This is a genomic window from Paraburkholderia sp. SIMBA_027 (genome assembly GCF_046535315.1).
GTDB lineage: Bacteria > Pseudomonadota > Gammaproteobacteria > Burkholderiales > Burkholderiaceae > Paraburkholderia > Paraburkholderia tropica.
Map to the genome: position 1 here is coordinate 1 of NZ_JAWRWY010000919.1, position 261 is coordinate 261.

The following is a 261-nucleotide window of genomic DNA, read 5'->3' on the forward strand; positions in this document are numbered from 1 at the left end:
GGCTGGTGGAAGTGCTGGGGCGACTGCGAGAGCTGCTCGCCCGCCGCAAACTGCTGATCCAGACACTGATTGAAGAAAAGCCCGACGTCTTTATCGGAATCGACGCGCCGGACTTCACCCTGAACATCGAACTCAAATTGCGCCAGGCCGGGATCAAGACTGTGCATTACGTCAGCCCGTCCGTGTGGGCATGGCGGCAAAAGCGCGTGCTGAAGATCCGCGAAGGCTGCGACCTGATGCTGACCTTGCTGCCCTTCGAAG

At 59.8% G+C, this 261-nt stretch carries 1 pseudogene; it reads left to right on the forward strand.

What is annotated here, in order from left to right:
• Positions 1-261: pseudogene (locus SB764_RS41770) on the forward strand (lipid-A-disaccharide synthase); the annotation flags it as partial.